The 23,435-nt window shown below is 59.9% G+C and carries 20 protein-coding genes; 8 read left to right on the top strand and 12 right to left on the bottom strand.

What is annotated here, in order from left to right:
* Positions 1 to 10 precede the first annotated feature (10 nt).
* From APH42_RS10425 to rpmH, 9 genes are all read right to left on the bottom strand, one after another.
* Complete coding sequence (locus tag APH42_RS10425) at positions 11 to 883, bottom strand: ParB/RepB/Spo0J family partition protein (protein ID WP_060493252.1); 873 nt, start codon at positions 881 to 883, stop codon at positions 11 to 13.
* Positions 884 to 892: 9 nt separating this feature from the next.
* Entirely contained in the window at positions 893 to 1,684 is a 792-nt protein-coding gene (locus tag APH42_RS10420) for a ParA family protein (RefSeq protein WP_012274913.1), read from the bottom strand.
* Positions 1,685 to 1,702: 18 nt separating this feature from the next.
* Positions 1,703 to 2,353, bottom strand: coding sequence for a 16S rRNA (guanine(527)-N(7))-methyltransferase RsmG (gene rsmG, locus APH42_RS10415; protein ID WP_012274914.1), 651 nt, complete (start codon positions 2,351 to 2,353; stop codon positions 1,703 to 1,705).
* On the bottom strand, positions 2,350 to 4,242 hold the full coding sequence (mnmG, locus tag APH42_RS10410) for a tRNA uridine-5-carboxymethylaminomethyl(34) synthesis enzyme MnmG (RefSeq protein ID WP_012274915.1): 1,893 nt from the start codon (positions 4,240 to 4,242) through the stop codon (positions 2,350 to 2,352). Before mnmG ends, rsmG begins: the two co-directional genes overlap by 4 nt.
* Positions 4,243 to 4,758: 516 nt before the next feature.
* On the bottom strand, positions 4,759 to 6,129 hold the full coding sequence (mnmE, locus tag APH42_RS10405) for a tRNA uridine-5-carboxymethylaminomethyl(34) synthesis GTPase MnmE (RefSeq protein WP_012274916.1): 1,371 nt from the start codon (positions 6,127 to 6,129) through the stop codon (positions 4,759 to 4,761).
* Between the two features lie 88 nt (positions 6,130 to 6,217).
* Positions 6,218 to 7,900, bottom strand: coding sequence for a membrane protein insertase YidC (gene yidC / locus APH42_RS10400; RefSeq protein WP_012274917.1), 1,683 nt, complete (start codon positions 7,898 to 7,900; stop codon positions 6,218 to 6,220).
* A 2-nt stretch (positions 7,901 to 7,902) separates the two neighbouring features.
* A complete protein-coding gene (gene yidD / locus APH42_RS29135; protein ID WP_015268406.1) occupies positions 7,903 to 8,148 on the bottom strand; it encodes a membrane protein insertion efficiency factor YidD in 246 nt (81 codons plus the stop codon).
* On the bottom strand, positions 8,141 to 8,545 hold the full coding sequence (gene rnpA / locus APH42_RS10395; RefSeq protein WP_012269840.1) for a ribonuclease P protein component: 405 nt from the start codon (positions 8,543 to 8,545) through the stop codon (positions 8,141 to 8,143). Before rnpA ends, yidD begins: the two co-directional genes overlap by 8 nt.
* A gap of 13 nt (positions 8,546 to 8,558) precedes the next feature.
* Positions 8,559 to 8,693 (bottom strand): 50S ribosomal protein L34, encoded by a 135-nt coding sequence (gene rpmH / locus APH42_RS29130; protein ID WP_003253163.1) that lies wholly within the window; start codon positions 8,691 to 8,693, stop codon positions 8,559 to 8,561.
* Positions 8,694 to 9,288: 595 nt separating this feature from the next.
* On the opposite strand from rpmH, the gene dnaA reads away from it, so the two are divergent.
* The 4 genes from dnaA to gyrB are packed head-to-tail and all read left to right on the top strand — an operon-like array spanning position 9,289 to position 15,509.
* Entirely contained in the window at positions 9,289 to 10,821 is a 1,533-nt protein-coding gene (gene dnaA / locus APH42_RS10390; protein WP_012269841.1) for a chromosomal replication initiator protein DnaA, read from the top strand.
* Positions 10,822 to 10,861: 40 nt separating this feature from the next.
* Positions 10,862 to 11,965 (top strand): DNA polymerase III subunit beta, encoded by a 1,104-nt coding sequence (gene dnaN / locus APH42_RS10385; protein ID WP_060493251.1) that lies wholly within the window; start codon positions 10,862 to 10,864, stop codon positions 11,963 to 11,965.
* A gap of 15 nt (positions 11,966 to 11,980) precedes the next feature.
* The gene (gene recF, locus APH42_RS10380; RefSeq protein WP_012269843.1) at positions 11,981 to 13,084 is read left to right on the top strand and encodes a DNA replication/repair protein RecF; all 1,104 of its coding nucleotides are present in this window, start codon (positions 11,981 to 11,983) and stop codon (positions 13,082 to 13,084) included.
* Positions 13,085 to 13,088: 4 nt separating this feature from the next.
* Positions 13,089 to 15,509 carry a DNA topoisomerase (ATP-hydrolyzing) subunit B gene (gene gyrB, locus APH42_RS10375; protein ID WP_012269844.1) on the top strand — a complete coding sequence of 807 codons (2,421 nt, stop codon included), beginning with the start codon at positions 13,089 to 13,091 and terminating at the stop codon, positions 15,507 to 15,509.
* Positions 15,510 to 15,573: 64 nt separating this feature from the next.
* Here the strand turns inward: gyrB and APH42_RS10370 are convergent, their stop codons facing one another.
* The gene (locus tag APH42_RS10370; protein ID WP_060493250.1) at positions 15,574 to 15,981 is read right to left on the bottom strand and encodes an RcnB family protein; all 408 of its coding nucleotides are present in this window, start codon (positions 15,979 to 15,981) and stop codon (positions 15,574 to 15,576) included.
* A gap of 210 nt (positions 15,982 to 16,191) precedes the next feature.
* Positions 16,192 to 17,484 carry a sigma-54-dependent Fis family transcriptional regulator gene (locus APH42_RS10365; RefSeq protein WP_012269859.1) on the bottom strand — a complete coding sequence of 431 codons (1,293 nt, stop codon included), beginning with the start codon at positions 17,482 to 17,484 and terminating at the stop codon, positions 16,192 to 16,194.
* A gap of 222 nt (positions 17,485 to 17,706) precedes the next feature.
* Here APH42_RS10365 and APH42_RS10360 point away from each other — a divergent pair, with 222 nt between their 5' ends.
* The 3 genes from APH42_RS10360 to APH42_RS10350 are packed head-to-tail and all read left to right on the top strand — an operon-like array spanning position 17,707 to position 20,715.
* Positions 17,707 to 18,591 (top strand): MBL fold metallo-hydrolase, encoded by an 885-nt coding sequence (locus APH42_RS10360; RefSeq protein ID WP_012269860.1) that lies wholly within the window; start codon positions 17,707 to 17,709, stop codon positions 18,589 to 18,591.
* Positions 18,592 to 18,631: 40 nt separating this feature from the next.
* Positions 18,632 to 19,900 carry an FAD/NAD(P)-binding oxidoreductase gene (locus APH42_RS10355; protein WP_060493249.1) on the top strand — a complete coding sequence of 423 codons (1,269 nt, stop codon included), beginning with the start codon at positions 18,632 to 18,634 and terminating at the stop codon, positions 19,898 to 19,900.
* The gene (locus APH42_RS10350) at positions 19,897 to 20,715 is read left to right on the top strand and encodes a sulfite exporter TauE/SafE family protein (RefSeq protein ID WP_060493248.1); all 819 of its coding nucleotides are present in this window, start codon (positions 19,897 to 19,899) and stop codon (positions 20,713 to 20,715) included. The genes APH42_RS10355 and APH42_RS10350 overlap by 4 nt, the downstream gene beginning before the upstream one ends.
* Here APH42_RS10350 and APH42_RS10345 read toward each other — a convergent pair.
* Positions 20,704 to 21,591 carry a LysR family transcriptional regulator gene (locus APH42_RS10345; protein WP_012269863.1) on the bottom strand — a complete coding sequence of 296 codons (888 nt, stop codon included), beginning with the start codon at positions 21,589 to 21,591 and terminating at the stop codon, positions 20,704 to 20,706. The two genes, APH42_RS10350 and APH42_RS10345, sit on opposite strands and share 12 nt — an antisense overlap.
* A gap of 178 nt (positions 21,592 to 21,769) precedes the next feature.
* On the opposite strand from APH42_RS10345, the gene APH42_RS10340 reads away from it, so the two are divergent.
* The gene (locus tag APH42_RS10340; RefSeq protein WP_060493247.1) at positions 21,770 to 23,416 is read left to right on the top strand and encodes a GMC family oxidoreductase; all 1,647 of its coding nucleotides are present in this window, start codon (positions 21,770 to 21,772) and stop codon (positions 23,414 to 23,416) included.
* Positions 23,417 to 23,435 lie beyond the last annotated feature (19 nt).

Genomic DNA, 23,435 nt, shown 5'->3' with positions numbered 1-23,435 from the left:
AGCAATTGTTTCAGCGGATGTGAGCAAGCACGCCTTGCAACTCGTCAAGCGAGTTGTAGCGAATAACCAATTGGCCTTTTCCCTTGTTGCCATGACGGATCTGCACGGCGGAGCCCAGGCGCTCTGCGAGCCGCTGTTCAAGGCGTGCGATATCCGGATCAGGTTTGCTCTGTTCGACCGGATCAGGTTTGTCGCTGAGCCATTGGCGAACCAATGCCTCGGTTTGGCGCACGGTGAGGCCACGTGCGACAACATGACGCGCCCCCTCCTCCTGACGGCTTTCGTCCAGACCGAGCAATGCACGGGCATGGCCCATCTCCAGATCGCCATGGGCGAGCATGGTCTTGATCGCTTCGGGCAAGGTAATCAGGCGCAGCAAGTTGGCCACGGTTACCCGCGATTTGCCAACGGCGTCAGCCACCTGTTGCTGGGTGAGCTCGAATTCCTGCTGCAGCCGCTGCAGGGCCATGGCCTCTTCCAGCGGGTTGAGGTCTTCGCGCTGGATGTTCTCGATCAGCGCCATGGCGATGGCGGCTTCGTCCGGCACTTCGCGGACCATGGCCGGGATCGTGTCCAGGCCGGCCTGCTGGGTGGCGCGCCAACGGCGCTCGCCGGCGATGATCTCGTAACGGTTGTCGCCGATCGGGCGGACCACGATCGGCTGCATCACGCCATGAGTGCGAATCGAGTGCGCAAGCTCTTCCAGCGCCTCCGGGTCCATGTCCCGGCGTGGCTGGTACTTGCCACGCTGGATCAACTCGACCGGCAGGTGTTGCAGTTCTTTCTGGTCGATCTTCACAGCCTGCTCTTCGAGCGCGCTGACGGAAGGACCACTGAGCAGTGCATCCAACCCACGTCCGAGACCCCGTTTCTTGACGGCCATACGGATTCCTTAAGTTGTTTGTGCAGTGCGTGATTGACGGCGTTGACGGCGAACCAGTTCCCCAGCAAGGGCCAGATATGCCAGCGCGCCGCGCGATTGCTTGTCGTAAGCCAGGGCCGGCATGCCGAAGCTGGGGGCCTCGGCCAGGCGAATGTTGCGCGGAATGACCGTGTCGTACAGCTGCGGGCCAAAATGCTCTTTCAGCTGCGCCGAAACATCGTTGTTTAGGCTAAGGCGCGGATCGTACATGGTCCGCAGCAGGCCCTCGATCTTCAGCTCCGGGTTCAACCGGGCGGCGATGCGCTTGATGTTATCCACAAGGTCGCTGAGACCTTCCAGTGCGTAGTACTCGCACTGCATGGGGATAATCACGCCATCGGACGCGACCAGGGCGTTGAGCGTGAGCATCGACAGCGACGGCGGGCAGTCGATGAGGATGTAGTCATAGTTCTCACGGATGGGTGCCAGAGCGTTGCGCAGGCGGCTCTCCTTGACCTGCATTTCCAGCAGCACCACTTCGGCGGCGGTCAGGTCGCGGTTGGCCGGCAGCAGCTGGAAGCCTCCGTGTTCGGAGTAATGCATGGCCTGGGCCAGGTCGCATTCCCCGATGAGCAGGTCGTAGACCGAGTGCTCGAGCTCGTGCTTGTCCACGCCGCTGCCCATGGTGGCGTTGCCTTGCGGATCGAGGTCGATCAGCAGCACACGACGCTTGGTCGCGGCCAGCGAGGCGGCGAGATTGATACAGGTGGTGGTCTTGCCTACACCACCTTTCTGGTTCGCGATTGCGAATACCTTAGCCATTGATGCGCGTGTTCCCAGTCATGCCTTGCGGCGCAGTATCAGCAGATGGCGCTGGCCCTGGCAACCCGGAACGGTCAGGGCCTGTTCGCTTTCCACTGTGAAGTCTGCGGGCAATGCTACCAGTTCATCGGCAGGATGCAGCCCCTTCATTGCAAGCCATTGCGTCCCGGTGTCGCCCAAGTGGCGGGTCCAGTTGGTGAAGTTCTCCATGCTGCTGAAGGCGCGGGAGATGATTCCGTCGAACGGTTGTGCCGGCTGGAAGGCTTCCACTCGACTGTGGATAACCGTGAGGTTGTCCAGCTTCAACTCCATTTTCACCTGGGTCAGGAAGCGCGTCTTCTTGCCATTGGCGTCCAGCACGGTCACCCGCTTGTGCGGATGCAGGATAGCCAACGGGATGCCAGGCATGCCACCGCCACTGCCGACGTCCAGCCAATTGTCACGCTCGTTGTGGATAAACGACATGACGCTGAGGCTGTCCAGCAGGTGACGCGACACCATCTCATCCGGGTCGCGCACGGCGGTGAGGTTGTAGGCTTTGTTCCATTTGATCAGCAGGGCCAGGTAGCCGAGCAGCTTTTCGTGATGCTCTGCGCTCAGCTCGACTCCGAGCTGCCGTGCACCTGTGGACAACTCTTCAGCGTGTTGCGGGGTGACCAGGGAACTCAAGCGCTTTGCTCCAATTCGCGGCCAGCGCCGCGTTTTTTCAAGTGAATCAGCAACAGGGAAATCGCCGCCGGGGTCACGCCCGGGATGCGCGAAGCCTGGCCCAGGGTTTCTGGGCGGGTTTGTCCCAGTTTGCCCTGGATCTCCTTGGACAGGCCGGAAATGGTCGAGTAGTCGATATCCACAGGCAGGCGCGTGTCTTCGCTGGCGCGCAGGCGGGCGATCTCATCTTGCTGGCGGTCGATGTAGCCGGCGTACTTGGTACGGATTTCGACCTGCTCGGCGACCTGTGGATCGATTGCTTCACCGCCAGTCGCCTCGATCAGGCCTGCGTAGTCGATTTCTGGGCGAGCGAGCAGGTTGAGCAGGCTGTATTCGTGGCTGAGCGGGGTACCGAACTTATCCACAATGGCCTGGCCTTGCTCGGTGTTCGGGCGTACCCAGGTCGACTTCAGGCGCTGTTCCTCACGCTCGATACCGTCGCGCTTGGCGCAGAAAGCAGCCCAACGCTGGTCATCGATCAGGCCCAGCTCGCGACCTTTTTCGGTCAAGCGCAAGTCGGCGTTGTCTTCGCGCAGGATCAAGCGGTACTCGGCACGCGAGGTGAACATGCGGTACGGCTCCTGGGTACCTAGGGTAATCAGGTCGTCGACCAGTACACCGATGTACGCCTCGTCGCGGCGCGGGCACCAGCTGTCGCGGCCCTGCGCACGCAGTGCGGCGTTGGTCCCGGCCAGCAGGCCCTGGGCACCGGCTTCTTCGTAACCGGTGGTGCCGTTGATCTGCCCGGCGAAGAACAGGCCGCCGATGACTTTGGTCTCAAGGCTGTACTTCAGGTCACGCGGGTCGAAGTAGTCGTACTCGATGGCATAGCCAGGGCGCACGATGTGGGCGTTTTCCATACCGCGGATCGAACGCACCAGCTCCAGTTGCACGTCGAACGGCAGCGACGTGGAAATACCGTTGGGGTACAGCTCATGGGTGGTCAGGCCTTCCGGCTCGATGAACACCTGGTGGCTGTCCTTGTCGGCGAAGCGGTGAATCTTGTCTTCGATCGATGGGCAATAACGCGGGCCGACACCTTCGATCACACCCGAGTACATCGGCGAACGGTCGAGGTTCGACGCGATGATCTCGTGGGTGCGTGCATTGGTGTGGGTAATCCAGCAGCTCACCTGACGGGGATGCATTTCGGCATTGCCCATGAACGACATCACCGGGATCGGTGTATCGCCTGGCTGCTCGGTCATCACCGAGAAGTCCACCGAGCGGCCGTCGATGCGTGGCGGGGTCCCGGTTTTCAGGCGGCCTACACGCAGCGGCAGTTCACGCATGCGGTGGGCCAAGGCGATCGAGGGTGGATCGCCGGCACGGCCGCCGGAATGGTTTTGCAGACCAATGTGGATAAGGCCGCCGAGGAAGGTACCGGTCGTCAATACCACCGATTCGGCGAAGAAACGCAGACCCATCTGGGTCACCACACCTTTGACCTGGTCCTGCTCGACGATCAGGTCGTCGCAGGACTGCTGGAATATCCACAGGTTCGGCTGGTTTTCAAGGATTTCACGCACCACCGCCTTGTAGATGGCGCGGTCGGCCTGTGCACGGGTGGCGCGTACGGCCGGGCCCTTGCGGTTGTTCAAAACGCGGAACTGGATGCCGCTCTTGTCGGTGGCCAGCGCCATGGCGCCGCCTAGGGCATCGATCTCTTTGACCAGATGGCTTTTGCCAATACCGCCGATGGCGGGGTTGCAGCTCATGTGACCGAGGGTTTCCACGTTATGGGTCAACAGCAGGGTTTTCACACCCATGCGTGCAGACGCAAGCGCAGCCTCGGTACCGGCATGGCCGCCGCCGATGACGATCACTTCAAAACGGGAAGGGAAATCCACCACGCACCTCGTGCCTGTTTTTGCGAATAGAAAAGGTAAGCCGACAAGTATAGGGACTTCACACCCTTTAAAGAAACCGTCTGAGCAAATTTTGACCAGTCTGTGGATGAGTGGTGCACAACAGAAATCAACAAGAAGAAATTTATAAAAGCTTTGTTTTTATTTTTATTCTTATGCACAAGGATATCTGTGGATAAATCCTCGTAGGCTAGGAATGACGCTGTGTAGAGGAAAATTAAACCCTGTGTCTGGAGTGCCATGAGGGCTTTGGATAACGTCATTTAGCCTGTGGATTAAATGACGTTTTACCCACAGGCGGTTTTGCCCTCAGAAAAAAAGCCTGCTTATCAACTGAGCTGAAAGCGGGTTTTCCACAGGGCTCCTGAGTACGGTTTTCAGACAGGTCCGCTTGCACAGGTACTCGGGACACCGGACTACAGTCATCTCCTGCAACGAATTTCAGGCAAAAAAAAGCCGCTCCCGAAGAAGCGGCGCTTGGCCTTGCCTGGCTGTGGATTACTTGCCGATGCAGAAGCTGGAGAAAATCCGCCCCAGCAGGTCATCCGAGCTGAATGCCCCGGTAATTTCCCCCAGGGCATGCTGTGCCTGGCGCAAGTCTTCAGCCAGGAGCTCTCCTGCGCCCGCCAAGGTCAATTGGGCACGGCCGTGCTCCAGATGCTCGCTAGCCTGGCGCAAGGCATCCAGGTGGCGCCGGCGGGCACTGAAGCCACTCTCTGCTGTCTGTTCGTAACCCATACAGGCCTTGAGATGGTCGCGCAGCAGTTGCAACCCCGTGTCGTCGCCCTTGGCGCTGAGGGTAATGGTCACATGGCCGTCATCGCACTGCTCCAGCCCTACGTGCTCACCACTCAGATCAGCCTTGTTACGAATCAGCGTGACCTTGGCCGGGTCTGGCCGCTGGTCGAGAAACTCGGGCCACAGCGCGAATGGGTCGCTTGCTTCGGGCGCGGTGGAGTCGACCACCAGCAGCACACGATCAGCCTCGCCAATGGCCTTCAGGGCGCGTTCCACACCGATTTTCTCCACATGGTCATCGGTATCACGCAAACCGGCGGTATCGACCACATGCAGCGGCATACCGTCGATGTGGATATGTTCACGCAGGATGTCCCGGGTGGTGCCGGCGATATCGGTGACGATGGCTGCTTCCCGACCGGCCAGCTGGTTCAGCAAGCTTGATTTTCCAGCATTGGGCCGGCCGGCGATAACCACAGTCATACCGTCACGCAGCAATGCCCCCTGCCCGGCCTCACGCTGCACGGTGGATAACTCGCCGCGCACAGCATCGAGCATCGACAGTACGTGGCCATCGGCGAGAAAGTCGATTTCCTCCTCAGGGAAGTCGATCGCCGCCTCGACGTAGATGCGCAGGGCAATCAAGGCCTCGGTCAGGCTGTGCACACGCTTGGAGAATTCCCCCTGCAGCGAGCGCAGGGCATTGCGCGCCGCCTGGCTGGAACTGGCCTCGATCAGGTCGGCGATGGCTTCTGCCTGAGCCAGGTCGAGCTTGTCGTTGAGGAACGCGCGCTCGCTGAATTCACCCGGCCGGGCGAGCCGGCACCCCACTTGTACACAGCGCTGCAGCAGCATGTCGAGGACCACTGGGCCGCCATGGCCCTGCAGTTCGAGCACGTCCTCACCCGTGAACGAATTCGGCCCAGGGAAGAACAGCGCTATCCCTTCGTCCAGCACAAGCCCGTCATCGTCGCGGAACGGGCCGTAATGGGCATGCCGCGGGGTCAGCGTGCGACCGGTGATCAACTGGCCTGCCTTGCCAGCCAAGGGGCCGGACAGCCTGACAATACCTACACCACCGCGGCCTTGGGCGGTGGCGATGGCGGCGATGGTTTCACGCACAGTGTTCATGCTCGAAAGCCTCTACGACAAATACGACAGATAGCAAAAACGCCCCACTAGGGGGCGTTTTTTATTCACAGGCTAGCGTACTAGCCCGTCAAGCAGCAGCTTTTTTGGTAGCTGCTTCGATACGGCGAGTGATGTACCACTGCTGCGAAATCGACAGGCAGTTGTTCACAACCCAGTACAGCACCAGACCGGCCGGGAACCACAGGAAGAAGAAGGTGAAGATGATCGGCATCATTTTCATCACCTTGGCCTGCATCGGATCCGGCGGCGTCGGGTTCAGGCGCTGCTGGATGAACATGGTGGCGCCCATGATGATCGGCAGGATGAAGAACGGATCCTTGATCGACAGGTCGGTAATCCACAGCATCCACGGAGCCTGGCGCATTTCCACGCTTTCCAGCAGTACCCAGTACAAGGCCAGGAAGACCGGCATCTGTACCAGGATCGGCAGGCAGCCGCCCAGCGGGTTGATCTTCTCTTTCTTGTACAGCTCCATCATCGCCTGGGACATCTTCTGGCGATCGTCACCGAAGCGTTCCTTCAGGGCGGCGAGCTTAGGTGCAACGGCACGCATACGGGCCATGGAGCGGTAGCTGGCAGCCGACAGAGGGAAGAACAGGCCTTTGATCAGCATGGTCAGCACGATGATCGACCAGCCCCAGTTACCCAGGAGGCTGTGGATATGTTGTAGCAGCCAGAAGATCGGTTGGGCGATGAACCACAGGAAGCCGTAGTCGACGGTCAGTTCCAGGCCTGGGGACAACTCTTTCAGCTTGGACTGAATCTTCGGGCCGGCGTACAGCATGGCGCTGGTTTCGACCTTGCCGCCAGCAGGCACGCTGATTACGGGGCCAGTGTAGCCAATGATGTAGTTACCCTGGCTGTCCTTGCGGGTCTGAACAACGTTGTTGTCCGACTTGGCCGGAATCCAGGCGGTGACGAAGTAGTGCTGCAGCCAGGCAACCCAGCCACCGGACACATTTTCTTTCAAACCACCTTTGTCGATGTCCTTCATCGAGACCTTTTTGTAAGGCTCGGAAGCTGTCCACAGGGCTGCACCCAGGTAGGTCGCAGTACCGGTGGCGGTGCTGGAAGAAGGATCGCCGCTGGCGTCACGCTTGAGCTGGGCAAACATGTTGCCGCTCCAGGCCTGGCCGCTCTGGTTGTCGATCAGGTAGCTGACATTCAGGTCGTACTCACCGCGCTTGAAGCTGAAGCGCTTGATGTAGTTGACACCGTTGTCGCTGAACTTCAGGTCGACCACCAGTTGTTCCTGGCCGTCGGCCAGCTGGTAGCTCTTCTGCTCGGCGGCATACAGCGGGCGACCGCTGGCGCGGGCATCCGGGCCGTTGGCGCCGGTCAGGCCGCTTTGTGCCAGGTAAACACGCTCACCACCATTGTCGAACAACTGGAACGGAATGTCCGGGTGGTCTTGACGGCGTGGGTACTTCGGCAGGTTCAACTGGACGATGTCACCACCGACCGGATCGATAGCCAGTTCCAGAACGTCGGTCTTGACTCGGATCAGGTCCTTGCTGAGTGCGACCGGTGCCAGTTCGGCAGGGCTCGATTCGGCGTTGGCGCTCGGTACATCGGCGCTGGCACCGTTGTTACCGGCCGGCACGCCATCGGGCAAGCCCGGAGCAACAGTGCTGGCAGCAGTATTCTGAGTCGGCAGGGCAGCCTGGCCGTAGTCATCGTTCCACTTCAGGACCATGACGTAGGACACGACTGCCAGCGCGGCGATCAGGATCGTGCGTTTAATATCCATGATTACTCGGCTATCGAAGAAGTTCGGGAGGAAGGAGCGGGTGGAACGGGGTCGAAACCGCCGTCATTCCACGGATGACAACGCCCCAGGCGACGAACGGCCAGCCACCCACCACGCCAGAGGCCATGGTTTTCAATGGCTTCATATGCGTAACAGGAGCAACTGGGGAAAAAACGACAGTGATTGGCCATCAGTGGACTAATGGCGTAACGGTAAAACTGGATCGGAACGAGTGCCAGTTTACGCATCTTGGCTGTCTACCCCTGCGGAATTGGCGGTGGCTGCTGGTGTTGGCCGGCTGCGCGCCAGGCGTTTCCAGAGCTTGCCAAAGTGTTGGTGCAATTCCGGGTTTTCAATCTCACCCAATCCCTTGCGCGCGACGATCACGATGTCCAGGCCGGCAAGCGATTGCTGGTTCAGACGAAAGGAATCGCGCATCAAGCGCTTGAGGCGGTTGCGTTGAACGGCGAGCTTGACGCTCTTCTTGCCGATTACCAGGCCTAGGCGTGGATGATCGAGGCCGTTCTCGCGAGCAAGGATCAGCAGGTTTTTCCCTGGAACCTTGCCGGTTGGGGAGTCGAAGACCGCTTTGAAATGCCGGGGTGTAAGCAGTCGCTTTTCCCGACTGAAGTCCTGACTCACCACCTGTGCCGAAAAATCAAATGGCCAGACGCTTACGGCCTTTGGCACGACGACGCGACAGAACAGCACGGCCGTTCTTGGTAGCCATACGGGCACGGAAACCGTGGGTGCGGGCGCGCTTGATGGTGCTTGGTTGGAAAGTACGTTTCATGGCGTGTTACCTGGTTTGTCGACGACGGGCCGGGATGGCCCCCTTTTTAAGAGACCGGCGATTCTAGAGAAAGCAAGCCCATAGGTCAATTTCCAACCAGTCATTCCATATAGAGCGTGTGATGGACGGTGCCTGTTCGATCATCCCCAAGGGGTCCTTGATCGGACACACGAATCGGGGACAACATGAAAAAAAAGAAGAGACATATAAAAAGCTTTTCTGAAGAACTTATAAATCTTAAGTGGATAACCTTCTGTGGATAACCTTCTACAGGCCTTGAAAACCGGGATGTACAGAGTTTTGAAACCTTGTTCTCAACCGGTGCTGCGCTTGTTTTCATCGTGATCGAAAGCTGTGGATTAAAATGGTGATTATCCACAGGTGATTTATCAACAGGCAGGCACCCAGGGTTGTGCATAGCCCTCATGGCTGCTTATCCACAGGGCTTATGCACAGTGCCAGAATGACGTTTTGGTCGATAAATGGCTGTTTTGTCTTGGATCCTAACGTGTCCACATGTGGATAACTGGACGCTCGACCGGTACAATGGCGGTTTGTTTTTGCCTCATCCGGCTTTCAAACTCAGGGGATATCCGTGTCAGTGGAACTTTGGCAGCAGTGCGTGGAGCTTCTGCGCGATGAACTGCCTGCCCAGCAATTCAACACCTGGATCCGTCCGCTACAGGTCGAAGCCGAAGGCGACGAGTTGCGCGTCTATGCGCCTAACCGTTTCGTTCTCGATTGGGTCAATGAAAAATACCTAGGGCGCTTGCTCGAGCTGTTGGGCGAAAACGGCAGCGGCATTGCACCTGCCCTTTCCTTATTAATAGGTAGCCGCCGCAGTTCGGCTCCCCGGGCTGCGCCTAACGCGCCGGTCAGCGCCGCCGTGGCGGCCTCGCTGGCGCAGACCCAGGCACACAAAGCTGCCCCGACACCAGCAGCGGTCGAGCCAATTGCTGTGGCCGCAGCCGAGCCGGTGCTGGTCGACGAACTGGCCGAGCCGTCTTCACGTGACAGCTTCGATGCCATGGCCGAGCCCGCTTCGGCACCTGCCAGTAGTGGCCGCGCCGAACAGCGCACCGTGCAGGTTGAAGGCGCGCTCAAGCACACCAGTTACCTGAACCGTACCTTTACCTTCGACACTTTCGTTGAAGGTAAGTCGAACCAGCTGGCGCGCGCGGCTGCCTGGCAGGTGGCGGACAACCCCAAGCATGGCTACAACCCGCTGTTCCTTTATGGCGGCGTGGGCCTGGGTAAAACCCACCTTATGCATGCTGTGGGTAACCACCTGCTCAAGAAAAACCCGAATGCCAAGGTGGTCTACCTGCATTCGGAGCGCTTCGTTGCGGACATGGTCAAAGCGCTGCAGCTCAATGCCATCAACGAATTCAAGCGTTTCTACCGTTCGGTGGATGCGTTGCTGATCGACGATATCCAGTTCTTCGCCCGCAAAGAGCGCTCGCAGGAAGAGTTTTTCCACACCTTCAACGCTCTGCTTGAGGGTGGCCAGCAGGTGATCCTTACCTCTGACCGCTACCCCAAAGAGATCGAAGGCCTGGAAGAGCGGCTGAAGTCGCGCTTTGGTTGGGGCCTGACGGTGGCTGTCGAGCCACCGGAGCTGGAAACCCGCGTGGCAATCCTGATGAAAAAGGCCGACCAGGCCAAGGTCGAGCTGCCGCATGATGCCGCGTTCTTCATTGCCCAGCGCATTCGCTCCAACGTACGGGAGCTGGAAGGCGCACTGAAGCGGGTGATTGCCCATTCGCACTTCATGGGCCGCGATATCACCATCGAGCTGATCCGTGAATCGCTGAAGGACCTGCTGGCGCTGCAGGATAAATTGGTCAGTGTGGATAATATTCAGCGAACCGTCGCCGAGTACTACAAGATCAAAATCTCCGATCTGCTGTCCAAGCGGCGTTCGCGTTCTGTCGCACGGCCACGTCAGGTGGCCATGGCCCTCTCCAAGGAGTTGACCAACCACAGCCTGCCGGAAATCGGCGACATGTTTGGTGGCCGCGACCATACGACCGTGCTGCACGCCTGCCGCAAGATCAACGAACTGAAGGAATCCGACGCGGACATCCGCGAGGACTACAAGAACCTGCTGCGGACGCTGACGACCTGATGGCCGTCTGCGCAGCTAATTGAAGGCAAGGGACTAGACCATGCATTTCACCATTCAACGCGAAGCCCTGTTGAAACCCCTGCAACTGGTCGCCGGTGTCGTCGAGCGCCGTCAGACCTTGCCGGTCCTGTCCAACGTATTGCTGGTCGTGCAAGGCCAGCAACTGTCGTTGACCGGTACCGACCTGGAAGTCGAGCTGGTAGGCCGGGTGCAACTGGAAGAGCCGGCCGAGCCTGGCGAAATCACTGTCCCGGCGCGTAAGCTGATGGACATCTGCAAAAGCCTGCCGAACGACGCCCTGATCGATATCAAGGTCGATGAGCAGAAATTGTTGGTCAAGGCCGGCCGCAGCCGCTTTACGCTGTCGACCCTGCCAGCCAATGACTTCCCGACCGTGGAAGAAGGCCCGGGCTCGCTGACCTGCAACCTTGAGCAGAGCAAGCTGCGCCGCCTGATCGAGCGCACCAGCTTCGCCATGGCCCAGCAGGATGTTCGTTATTACCTCAACGGCATGCTGCTTGAGGTTTCCCGCAACACCCTGCGTGCGGTATCCACCGATGGTCACCGTCTGGCGCTCTGCTCCATGACTGCGCCGATCGAGCAGGATGATCGCCATCAGGTCATCGTGCCACGTAAAGGTATCCTGGAGTTGGCGCGCCTGCTGACTGACCCGGAAGGCATGGTCAGCATCGTCCTGGGCCAGCACCACATACGCGCCACAACTGGCGAGTTCACCTTTACCTCCAAGCTGGTGGACGGCAAGTTCCCGGACTACGAGCGCGTCCTGCCAAAAGGCGGCGACAAGCTGGTGGTCGGCGATCGTCAGGCACTGCGTGAAGCCTTCAGCCGTACGGCGATTCTTTCCAATGAAAAGTACCGCGGTATTCGCCTGCAACTGGCGGCTGGCCAACTGAAGATCCAGGCGAACAACCCCGAGCAGGAAGAAGCTGAAGAAGAAATCAGCGTGGGCTACGAAGGCAGTTCGCTGGAAATTGGCTTCAACGTCAGCTACCTGCTGGACGTGCTGGGCGTGATGACTACCGAGCAAGTTCGTCTGATCCTGTCCGATTCCAACAGCAGTGCACTGCTGCAGGAAGCTGGCAATGACGATTCTTCCTACGTTGTCATGCCGATGCGCCTGTAACCTGTAGCAGGCGAAATGTCCCTTCGACGTATCATGGTCACCGCGGTGCGCAACTTGCACCCGGTGACACTCTTACCCTCCCCCCGAATCAACATCCTTTACGGCGCCAACGGTAGCGGCAAGACCAGCGTGCTTGAAGCTGTGCACTTGCTCGGGCTGGCACGTTCATTTCGCAGTAGTCGCCTGAACCCGGTCATCCAGTACGAACAGCCTGCCTGTACCGTATTTGGTGAAGTCGAGTTGACCGAAGGCGGCACCTGCAAACTGGGTGTATCCCGAGAGCGCCAGGGGGAGTTCACTATCCGCATCGATGGTCAGAATGCGCGCAGTGCCGCGCAACTGGCAGAGCTGCTGCCGCTTCAGCTTATCAACCCAGACAGTTTCCGGTTGTTGGAAGGTGCCCCGAAAATACGCCGCCAGTTCCTTGATTGGGGGGTGTTCCACGTGGAACCTCGTTTTCTGCCAGCCTGGCAACGGCTGCAGAAGGCGCTGCGGCAGCGGAACTCATGGTTGCGTCATGGTACACTTGACCCAGCTTCGCAAGCCGCCTGGGACCGGGAATTGTGCCTGGCCAGCGCGGAAATAGATGAATACCGTCGCAACTACATCAAGGCCTTGAAGCCTGTCTTCGAGCGAACCCTGAGCGAACTGGTCGAGCTGGACGGGTTGACCCTAAGCTACTACCGAGGCTGGGACAAGGACCGGGAACTGCAAGAAGTACTCGCATCCTCTCTCCTTCGCGATCAGCAGATGGGCCATACCCAGGCCGGTCCGCAGCGTGCTGATCTGCGTCTTCGCCTGGCTGGCAACAACGCAGCTGACATCCTGTCGCGTGGTCAGCAGAAGCTTGTGGTATGCGCACTGCGCATTGCTCAAGGCCACCTCGTTAGTCAGGCTCGCCGCGGTCATTGTATTTATCTCGTGGATGACTTGCCGTCCGAACTGGACGACCAGCATCGCCGCGCGCTGTGTCGCTTGCTTGAAGAATTACGCTGCCAGGTGTTCATCACCTGTGTAGATCACGAATTACTGAGGGAAGGCTGGCAGACGGAAACGCCAGTTGCTTTGTTCCACGTGGAACAAGGCCGTATCACCCAGACCCACGACCATCGGGAGTGAAGGCATGAGCGAAAATCAAACGTACGACTCCTCCAGCATCAAAGTGCTGAAAGGTTTGGATGCCGTACGCAAGCGTCCCGGCATGTACATTGGCGACACCGATGATGGTAGCGGCCTGCACCACATGGTCTTCGAGGTGGTCGACAACTCGATCGACGAAGCCCTCGCCGGGCACTGCGATGACATCACCGTCATCATCCACACGGACGAATCCATCAGCGTGCGCGACAACGGTCGTGGCATTCCGGTCGACGTGCATAAAGAAGAAGGCGTTTCTGCGGCAGAGGTCATCATGACCGTACTGCACGCCGGCGGTAAGTTCGACGACAACTCCTACAAAGTATCCGGCGGTCTGCACGGTGTAGGTGTATCGGTTGTTAACGCCCTGTCCGAGAAGCTGGTTCTGACCGTTCGCCGTAGCGGCAAGATCTGGGAACAGACCTACGTTCACGGTGTTCCACAAGCGCCTATGGCGGTTGTCGGTGACAGCGAAACCACTGGTACCCACATCCACTTCAAGCCATCGGCTGAAACCTTCAAGAATATTCACTTCAGCTGGGACATCCTGGCCAAGCGTATTCGTGAGTTGTCTTTCCTCAACTCGGGCGTTGGCATTCTGCTGAAGGATGAGCGCAGCGGTAAGGAAGAGTTCTTCAAGTACGAAGGCGGCCTGCGCGCGTTCGTCGAGTACCTGAACACCAACAAGACGCCGGTCAACTCCCAGGTATTCCACTTCAACGTCCAGCGCGACGATGGCGTGGGTGTTGAGGTCGCTCTGCAGTGGAACGACAGCTTCAACGAAAACCTGCTGTGCTTCACCAACAACATTCCGCAGCGTGACGGAGGTACCCACTTGGTGGGCTTCCGGTCCTCGCTGACCCGTAGCTTGAACAGCTACATCGAGCAGGAAGGCTTGGCCAAGAAGAACAAGGTGGCAACCACCGGCGACGACGCCCGTGAAGGCCTGACCGCGATCATCTCGGTGAAGGTGCCGGACCCCAAGTTCAGCTCGCAGACCAAGGACAAGCTGGTCTCCTCGGAGGTGAAAACCGCCGTGGAACAAGAGATGAACAAGTACTTCGCCGACTTCCTGCTGGAAAACCCGAACGAGGCCAAGGCCGTCGTTGGCAAGATGATCGACGCCGCCCGCGCCCGTGAAGCCGCGCGTAAAGCCCGTGAGATGACTCGCCGCAAAGGGGCGCTGGATATCGCTGGCCTGCCGGGCAAGTTGGCGGATTGCCAAGAGAAGGACCCTGCCCTCTCTGAACTGTACCTGGTGGAGGGTGACTCCGCGGGTGGCTCGGCCAAGCAAGGTCGTAACCGTCGTACCCAGGCGATCCTGCCGTTGAAGGGTAAAATCCTCAACGTCGAGAAAGCGCGTTTCGACAAGATGATCTCGTCCCAGGAAGTGGGCACGCTGATCACTGCGCTGGGCTGCGGTATTGGCCGCGAAGAGTACAACATCGACAAACTGCGTTATCACAACATCATCATCATGACCGATGCTGACGTTGACGGTTCGCACATCCGTACCCTGCTGCTGACCTTCTTCTTCCGTCAGTTGCCGGAGCTGGTCGAGCGCGGCTACATCTACATTGCCCAGCCACCGTTGTACAAGGTGAAGAAGGGCAAGCAGGAGCAGTACATCAAGGACGACGAGGCCATGGAAGAGTACATGACCCAGTCGGCCCTGGAGGATGCCAGCCTGCACCTGGACGAATCGGCACCTGCGGTTTCCGGTGTGCAGCTGGAAGCACTGGTGAATGAGTTCCGTAGCGTAATGAAGACGCTCAAGCGCCTGTCGCGCTTGTATCCGGAAGAGCTGACCGAGCACTTCATCTACCTGCCGGAGGTGACCCTGGAGCAGTTGGGTGACCACGCGGTGATGCAAGCCTGGCTGGCTAAGTTCCAGGAGCGTCTGAACAGCAGCCAGAAGTCTGGCCTGGTTTACAAAGCCAGCCTGCGCGAAGACAAAGAGCGCAACGTATGGCTGCCAGAAGTGGAAGTCACCTCTCACGGCCTGGCCAGCTACGTCACCTTCAACCGCGACTTCTTCGGCAGCAATGACTACCGTACCGTGGTCAACATTGGCTCCAAGCTGTCCAGCCTGTTGGGTGAAGGTGCTTACGTTCAGCGCGGTGAACGCCGCAAGGCAATTGTCGAGTTCAAGGAAGGCCTGGATTGGCTGATGAACGAGACAACCAAGCGCCACACTATCCAGCGATACAAAGGGCTGGGTGAAATGAACCCGGACCAGCTGTGGGAAACCACCATGGACCCGACCGTTCGCCGTATGCTGAAGGTCACTATCGAAGATGCAATCGCTGCGGACCAGATCTTCAACACCCTGATGGGGGACGCGGTCGAGCCGCGTCGTGACTTCATCGAAAGTAACGCGCTGTCGGTGTCGAACCTGGACTTCTGATCAGGTGTAATTCGCCAGACACTAAAAAGCCCGCTGATGCGGGCTTTTTAGTGCCTGCGATTTATCAGTAACCGCTGAGAATATTCACGATCACACCGCTGGCAATCGCCACCAGCACATAGTCGCCATTCACATACAACCAACGATGATCACGTGGCGGCGCATACAGGTGACGCGCTTTCCAGTCGGTCACCCAGTAACGGTCACCCCGGTAATGTGGATCGACTGCGTGACCACGCTGCCATTGCTGATGAGGCACCGGCATGCCTTGTTGTGGGCGGAAGTTCGGATCACGGTAAGCAGGACCCCGGCCATTGTCATGGCGACCCTGTTGCTGCGGCTGACCATGTGGCGGATTGCCCTGGTGCGATGGGCCGCCATCATGCCGGTCGGGTGGGCCTGGCTGCGCGAAGCTGGCCAGTGGTGCGCTGAGCATGAGCGCGGCGCAGATCACGGTTAGGGTTTTCTTCATTGGGTGCGGTCCTCTGCCTGTGAACGCCCGGTTTGACTATCTGAGTTCCGGGTACGGTTAACCAATCAGACCATGGTTCTAGCCGTTTAATGTCAGGGCAGAGGTAAAGGTCGGGTAAAGCTGCGGGAGGCGATGAACACTGTGGAAGCAGCTGTATGGACTCAATCTTCTGACTTGCGCTCCCACACAGTCCGCGTTAGCCAACATTTCCTAATTCAGCCCGAGCGCCTTCAGTCGGCGATACAGCGTGCGTTCACTCATACCAAGATGACTGGCCAGTTCGCTACGCGAACCCTTGAACTGCTCCAACGCCTGCGCCAACGCCCCCAAATCATTGCGACGGCTACCCGTTGTGATCGCCCCCGCCGGCCCGATATCTGCCGGAAAGTGCTCAGGCCTGATCAGCCCGTCATCGGCAAACAGCCGCGCCCTTTCCAGTATGTTGCGCAGCTCTCGGATATTGCCCGGAAACGGATGCAGCCCAAGTTGCTGCAAGGCATCGTCACTCAGCCTGGGCGTTGGCTTGCCAGCCATGCGCTGCAGCAGGCTCTGCGCAAGCAGTGGTAGATCTTCCACCCGCTCGCGCAGCGCAGGCAGGCGAATCGGGAAGCCGCTGATACGGTAATACAGGTCTTCACGGAAGGTGCCATCCGCGACCATTTGCTTGAGCGGCTTGTGGGTGGCCGATACCAGGCGGAAATCTGAATGCACCGTGCGCAAGCTGCCAACCGGGCGGAAGCTGCCAGACTCGATCAGGCGCAGCAGCTTCACCTGCATCGCCAGGGGTACTTCACCGATTTCGTCGAGAAACAAGGTGCCGCCATGGGCCGCCTCTGCCAGGCCGATCTTGCGTTGGTGGGCACCGGTGAACGCACCTTTCTCGTAACCGAACAGCTCACTTTCGAACAAGGATTCGGTCAAACCAGTGCAGTCGACCACCACCAGCGGCCCGTTGGCCCGTGGGCTGCCCATGTGTAGCGCGCGCGCGAACAGTTCCTTGCCGGTGCCCGACTCACCCTGCAGCAATACCGGAATCTGCGCGGGTGCCGCACGTTGCAGGCTGGCCAAGGCGGCCTTGAAGGTTGGCGCGCGGCCGACCAAACCTTGCTCCTGGGGCTGTGCCGAGGCGAGGGTGATGGTGGTCAGGCGTTCGACAAAGGCCACCACCCTGCCCTGTTCATCCAGGATTGGCCGCAACTCGACGTCGACGTGCTCGGGGCCGCGTGGTGTGTGATGAATGTGCAACACCCGCTCCGGTACCTTGCTGTCCCACGCCTTGCGCATCGGGCAGTGCTCGCCAGCCTGGTCGCACGGTACGGCATAGTGATGCGAGACCTTGTGGCACTTCTCGCCCAACGGCGCCTGATCATGCCGGCCGAACTGGCGACGATAGGCCGCATTGGCGGCGAGGATGTTGTAGTCGGTGTCCAGCACGATGGTCGGCAGGGCATCGTGCTCAAGGTAGGAAACCAGAGCTAGGATGAGGGGATGGGCTTCAGGCATGACGGCACCGTTTGGATGACCGATGCAGGGTAACAAGGACTGCCAAACACTGCCATTGGCTGACAGTCGACTGCCACCTTCACTGCCAGTCATGCCAACAGCTGTCAGCAACCTGCCCGTTTCATTGGCCCATGCGCAGCAAAAAGCCTGGCATGCATCTTGATAAACCTCCTGTCACTGCCTACGCCTGTACAAGGCGGGGCGGATAAATTGGAGAACGTGATGATCATCGGTAACAACCTTCACGTGGACGCCTTTTTCGACGAGGCGACCTCGACCATCAGCTACTTGGTCATGGACCGTGAAACCCGGCAATGCGCCTTGATCGACAGCGTGCTGGATTATGACCCCAAGTCCGGGCGCACCTGCAGCGCATCGGCGGATCGCCTGATCGAGCGCGTGAGCGAGCTGAACGCCAGCGTGCGTTGGGTGCTGGAAACCCATGTACACGCCGATCATCTTTCAGCGGCTGCCTACCTCAAGGAAAAGCTCGGCGGCCATACCGCTATCGGCGCGCACATCACCCAAGTGCAGAAGGTGTTCGGTGCCTTGTTCAATGCCGAGCCTGGCTTCGCCCGTGACGGCAGCCAGTTCGATGTGCTGCTTGAAGACGAGGAAGGTTTCCGCATTGGCAACCTGCATGCCCGTGCGCTGCATACGCCGGGGCATACGCCTGCATGCATGAGCTTCATGATCGAGGACGCCGGCGAGATCGCAGTGTTCGTCGGCGACACCTTGTTCATGCCCGACTACGGCACAGCCCGTTGTGATTTCCCAGGCGCCGACGCCCGTACTTTGTACCGCTCGATTCGTCGCCTGCTGGCGTTCCCCGACCAGACCCGGCTGTTCATGTGCCACGACTACCTGCCAGGTGGCCGCGACATGCAGTACGTCACCACCGTGGCAGAGCAGCGCGCCCACAACATCCACATCCACCAGGGTATCGATGAGGACAGCTTCGTTGCCATGCGCGAAGCCCGCGACAAGACCCTCGACATGCCGGTGCTTATCCTGCCCTCGGTGCAGGTGAACATGCGCAGCGGCCAGCTCCCCGCGCCGGAAGCAAACGGCGTGAGCTATTTGAAGATCCCGCTGAACAAGCTGTAACCGCCCTGCCCCCATAACCAGATTTTCAGGATTTACCGACATGCCTGCCTTGTTGTCCCCTGCCAATACCGACCACCACAAGGTGGTCATCGTCGGTGCCGGTGCCGCCGGTATCGCCACCGCCTCCAGCCTGATCAGCCGCGATCCGTCGTTGGATGTGGCTTTGATCGACCCTGCCGAGGTGCATTACTACCAGCCCGGCTGGACCATGGTCGGTGCCGGTGTGTTCAAGGCACCGAGCACCGCCCGCACCATGGCCTCGACCATTCCGCGTGGTGTGCGCTGGGTCAAGGCGCGGGTAGAGGGTTTCGATCCGTTGAGCCAGTTGGTCATGCTCGAAGGTGGCCGCTCCATCAGTTACGAACAGCTGATAGTTTGCCCCGGCCTGAAGCTGGACTGGGCGGCCATCGATGGGCTCAGCGAGACCCTGGGCCGTAACGGCGTCACCTCCAACTATCGTTACGACCTGGCGCCCTATACCTGGGAGCTGGTGCAGAAGCTCAAGCAAGGCCATGCCGTGTTCAGCCAGCCGCCCATGCCGATCAAGTGCGCCGGAGCACCGCAGAAGGCGCTGTACCTGTCTTGCGACCACTGGCTACGCCATGGCTATCTGGGCGCAGTGAAAGCCAGCTTCTTCAATGCGGGGGCTATGTTGTTCGGCGTAGCGGACTATGTGCCCGCGCTGATGAAGTACATCGAAAAGTACGCCGTCGACCTTAATTTTTCGCACCGTCTGGTCGCCGTGGACGGCCCGAACAAGCGTGCTACCTTCGTGCGTACCCTGGCCGATGGCAGCAGCGAAACCCGCATCGAAAGCTTCGACATGCTCCATGTGGTTCCACCACAGGTGGCGCCAGACTTCATTCGCGAAAGCCCTTTGGCCGATAGCACCGGCTGGGTCGATGTCGACCCGCATACCCTGCGCCATCGCAAGTACACCAATGTGCACGCCCTTGGAGACGTGGCCAACACCAGCAACGCCAAAACCGCTGCGGCTGCCCGCAAGCAAGCACCCGTGGTGGCCAACAATGTGCTGGTAGCATTGGGTCGATTGCCGAGCCTGGCCCAGTACGACGGCTACGGCTCGTGTCCACTTACCGTCGAGCGCGGCAAGATCGTTCTGGCCGAATTCACCTATGGCGGCAAGCTGGCACCGAGCTTTCCAAGCTGGTTGCTGGATGGGCGCAAGCCGACTCGCCTGGCCTGGTTGCTCAAGGCCCAGGCGCTACCACCGTTGTACTGGCAAGGCATGCTCAAGGGCCGCGAGTGGTTGGCACGCCCGCAACTGGTCGCCGAGGGTGGGCAGTGATCGAGCATCAATTACTGGGGGCGGGCTTGGGCGCGATCATCGGCGCGGTGTTGGCGTTGACTGGCGCAGGTGGCGGCATTCTCGCAGTACCCTTGCTGGTGTTCGGTCTGGGCTTGTCGATGATCGAAGCGGCACCGGTCGGCTTGCTGGCCGTGGGCCTGGCGGCGGCAGTGGGCGCTGTGCTGGGCTTGCGCCAAGGCTTGGTGCGTTACCGGGCGGCATTGTTCATTGCGCTGGTCGGTGTAGCGGCGGCACCCTTCGGGCTGATGCTGGCGCACCGTCTGCCCAATACACCATTGCAGTTGGTGTTCGCCGGGGTGCTGGTTTATGCCTGCCTGCGTATCTGGCGCAAGGCGGCCAAAGAATTGCGCGGCGAAGCCAATGATGCCCATCGTTACATCGAGCCATGTGTGCTGAATCCGTTGCAGGGCCGTTTGCGCTGGACCCTACCCTGTGCACGCGCATTGGCATTCACGGGTGCCTTGTCCGGGTTGTTGTCCGGCCTGCTGGGGGTGGGCGGTGGGTTTGTCATCATCCCGGCCCTGAACCGCTACACCAACCTGCGCATGGCCAGTATCGTGTCCACCTCGCTGGCGGTGATCGCCCTGGTCTCCACTGGCAGCGTGGTCAGCGCCAGCCTGGCGGGCGTCATGCACTGGCAGGTCGGTGCCCCGTTTGCCGTCGGCGCGGTACTTGGCCTGCTGTTGGCGCGGCCTTTGGCTGCCAGGCTGGCAGGGCCGCGCTTACAGCAGATGTTTGCAGTGGCAGGTTGGACGGCGGCCTTGCTGCTGGCTGGCAAGTCGCTATTGGGCTAGCAGCTCATCCTGCTGCGCCGCGCACAGCGCCAGCAAATAGTCCCACACCACCCGCAGGCGCACCGATTTATGCAGCTCGCGACGGGTGCAGATCCAGTAACTGCGCTGGATGGTTTCGCCAGGCAGCACGCGTACCAGTGTCGGGTCGTGGCGAGCCATGTAGTTGGGCAGCACGGCGATGCCCAGCCCGGCGCGGGCGGCGGCTTGCTGGGCGATCACGCTGGTGCTGCGAAACACCACGTTGGGTGCCCGGCAGAAGCTGTTGAGAAACAGCAACTCCTGGCTGAACAGCAAGTCGTCGACGTAGCCGATCCAGCTGTGCCGGGCCAGGTCTTCGCGGTTGCGCAGTGGTGGCGCGCGGTGCAAATAGTCCTGGCTGGCGTACAGCGCCAGGCGATAATCGGTGAGTTTGCGAGTGATCAGCAGATCGGCGTTGGGCCGCTCCAGGTGGATGCTGATTTCCGCCTCGCGGTTGAGGATGCTGACGAAACGCGGTACGGCCACCAGTTCCACTTCAAGGCCAGGGTAACGCTCGAACAACGCATTCATGCGTGGGGTGAAGAACATGATGCCGATACCTTCGGTCACCCCCAGGCGAATCTTGCCCAGCGGCGTGATGGCCTGAGTGATTTCTTCCTGCGCCAGCAGGGCGACGTTCTCCATGGCTTCGGCATGCTTGAGCAAGGCTTGGCCCGAGGGGGTTAACTCGTAACCCTGGGCATGCTGCACGAACAGCGCGGTGCCCAGGCTCTGCTCGATGCTCTCGATGTGCCGGGCCACGGTGCTGTGGGTGGTGTTCAGGCGCTTGGCGGCGGTAAGCAGGCGGCCGCTGCGCTGTAACTCGAGGAAAAACCGCAGATCGTTCCAGTCGAACATGCTGATCCTTTTTGGCAGTTCGTCTCGGCCGTATCCTGGGCATGCCCGCGAAACGGCCGGTACAGGCTTACCGCTGTGCTAAAACGCACAGCGGCTGCGTGAAATCTCGTGTTCCCTCCACGAAATTACTCACTAAGATGGATCGGGACAAGAATAATAATCAGGCCCGAGGTTGCACATGCCATCAGCCGATTCTGTCTTCGACTACGTGGTCGTTGGTGCCGGTCCTGCCGGTTGCCTGCTGGCCAATCGTTTGTCCGCCGATCCTTCCTGCCGCGTGCTGCTGCTGGAGGCAGGTGGTCGCGACAACTATCCCTGGATCCACATTCCCGTCGGTTACCTCTACTGCATCGGCAACCCACGCACCGACTGGTGCTTCAGGACCGAGGCACAGCCTGGCCTGGGCGGTCGCGCACTGGGTTACCCAAGGGGCAAGGTGCTAGGTGGCTGTTCTTCGATCAACGGCATGATCTACATGCGTGGCCAGGCCGCCGACTATGACCAGTGGGCTGAGCAAGGCAACGATGGCTGGGCCTGGAAAGACGTGCTGCCGCTGTTCAAGGCCAGCGAGAACCACTTTGCCGGCACCAGCGAGCACCATGGCGCTGACGGCGAATGGCGAGTCGAGCGCCAGCGCTACAGCTGGCCAATTCTCGATGCTTTCCGCGATGCCGCCGAGCAAAGCGGTATCGGCAAGGTCGATGACTTCAACACCGGCGACAACGAGGGCTGTGGATACTTTCAGGTCAACCAGCGTAGCGGCGTGCGCTGGAATGCCTCCAAAGCTTTCCTGCGGCCTATCAAGGACCGCGCCAACCTCACGGTGCTGACCGGCGTTCAGGTTGAACAGGTACTGCTCAACAACACCCGCGCGCGGGCCGTGAAAGCGTTTTGGCAAGGCGCCTGGCATGAGTTTGCGGCGCGCCGTGAAATCATCCTCTGTGCGGGTGCGGTCGGCTCGCCCGGAATCTTGCAGCGCTCCGGCATTGGCCCGCGTCAGTTGCTGGAAACCTTGGGGATTGGCGTTCGGCACGACATGCCTGGCGTTGGTGGCAACCTGCAGGACCACCTGCAACTTCGGCTGATCTACCAGATCCGCAATACCCGCACCTTGAACCAGATGGCCAACAGCCTTTGGGGCAAGATGGGCATGGGCCTGCGCTACCTCTACGACCGCAGCGGTCCACTGGCCATGGCGCCAAGCCAGCTGGGCGCCTTCGTGCGTTCCAGCACCGACCAGGCCACCGCCAACCTGCAGTACCACGTGCAGCCGCTATCACTGGAGCGTTTCGGCGAACCGTTGCATCAGTTCCCGGCCTTTACTGCTTCGGTATGCAACCTGCGCCCGGCCAGCCGTGGGCGTATCGATATCTGCAGCACTGACATGAACAGTACGCCGCTGATCAACCCCAACTACCTCAGCGACCCGCAAGACCTGCGTGTCGCCGCCGATGCCATCCGCCTCACCCGGCGCATCGTCCAGGCCCCTGCCCTGGCGGCGTTCGAGCCTAAGGAATACCTGCCGGGCCCGGCCCTGCAATCCGAGGAGGACCTGTTCGACGCTGCTGGCAAGATCGGCACCACCATCTTCCACCCGGTCGGTACCTGCCGCATGGGCAATGGTGCCATGGATGTTGTGGATAACCAGCTGCGCGTACACGGCATCCCCGGCCTGCGCGTGGCAGATGCCTCGATCATGCCGCAGATCACCTCCGGCAATACCTGTTCCCCCACCCTGATGATCGCCGAGAAGGCGGCGCAACTGATCCTCAAAGGAGCTGCTACCCAGACCTACTTGAACGAAGACGCGTTACCGACGCCCTGACCCGGGTGTGTGCAGTACC

It is taken from the genome of Pseudomonas sp. NBRC 111140 (assembly GCF_001320885.1).
GTDB classification, from domain to species: Bacteria; Pseudomonadota; Gammaproteobacteria; order Pseudomonadales; family Pseudomonadaceae; genus Aquipseudomonas; species Aquipseudomonas putida_P.
This window is presented reverse-complemented; position numbering and strand designations above follow the sequence as displayed.